The organism is Streptomyces sp. NPDC053069, from assembly GCF_044546895.1.
Classification (GTDB): domain Bacteria; phylum Actinomycetota; class Actinomycetes; order Streptomycetales; family Streptomycetaceae; genus Streptomyces.
Genome location: NZ_JBITZN010000039.1, coordinates 1 through 1,056, shown reverse-complemented (window position 1 = coordinate 1,056; position 1,056 = coordinate 1). Strand labels below are relative to the sequence as shown.

The 1,056-nt window shown below is 69.0% G+C and carries 1 protein-coding gene; it reads right to left on the bottom strand.

The genetic code is table 11. The features are described from left to right. Positions 1–957 carry an IS481 family transposase gene (locus ACIGXP_RS40040; RefSeq protein WP_399776971.1) on the bottom strand — a complete coding sequence of 319 codons (957 nt, stop codon included), beginning with the start codon at positions 955–957 and terminating at the stop codon, positions 1–3. Positions 958–1,056 lie beyond the last annotated feature (99 nt).

The window sequence follows — 1,056 nt, the reverse complement described above, 5'->3', positions numbered from 1 at the left end:
CTAGATGTATTGACCTGAAGCGTTGTTGACGCGGCTGATCGGCGGTTGGCCGCCGAGTGCGGTGTGGCAGCGGTGGTGGTTGTAGGTGTGCAGGAAGTCTGCCAGGGCGGCCGTGCGTTCGTCGTTGCTGGCGTAGGGCCGCAGGTAGGCCCACTCGTCGAGCAGGGTGCGGTTGAAGCGTTCGACCTTGCCATTGGTCTGCGGCCGGTAGATGCGCGTGAGCTTGCCGGCCGCCCCGACGTCGGCAAGTGCCTGCCGCCAGGCGAAGCTCTTGCGGTAGGGCCAGGCGTTGTCCGTCAGGACTCGTTCGATGCGGAGGATGCCGCAGGTGGCGAAGAAGGCTGCGGCCCGCTGCAGGAAGGCCGCGCAGGTGACGGCCTTCTCGTCCGGGTGGACTTCGCTGTAGGCGAGGCGACTGTGGTCGTCGACTGCGGAGTGGATGTAGTCGAAGCCGGTGGTGCGGCGGCGGTCGGGGCAGGCGGCACGGCCGTGGACGCGCCACCCTCCACCGTCGGGGATGCGGCCGAGTTTCTTGACGTCCACGTGCACCAGCTCGCCGGGCCGGCTGCGTTCGTAGCGGCGGATGACCTGCCCGGTGGGCCGGTCCAGGAAGGCCAGGCGGTTCAGACCGTGCCGGACCAGGACCCGGTGGACGGTCGAGACAGGCAGGCCCAGGATCGGTCCGATGCGGGCCGGGCCCAGCTTGCGCTCCTGCCGCAGTTGGCAGACCCGGACCTCCACCGCTGCCGCCGTGCGGTGCGGCGTCCTGTGGGGCCGGCTCGAACGGTCGTGCAGGCCGGCGACGCCCTCTGCTTGCCAGCGGCGCAGCCATTTGTGGGCCGTGGGCCGTGAGATGCCCATCTCGGCCGCGACATGCGCTACCGGGCGGCCGGAACGGACACGCTCGACCAGCAGCCGCCTGCCGTGAACGGTCAGCCGGGCATTACGGTGGGACACGAAGACCTCCGCGCGGTGAAGACTCGACACCTCCACCACACCGGAGGTCTTCGCCATGATCAAGCCCGACCAGCGTTAACAACGCTCGTGATCAATACA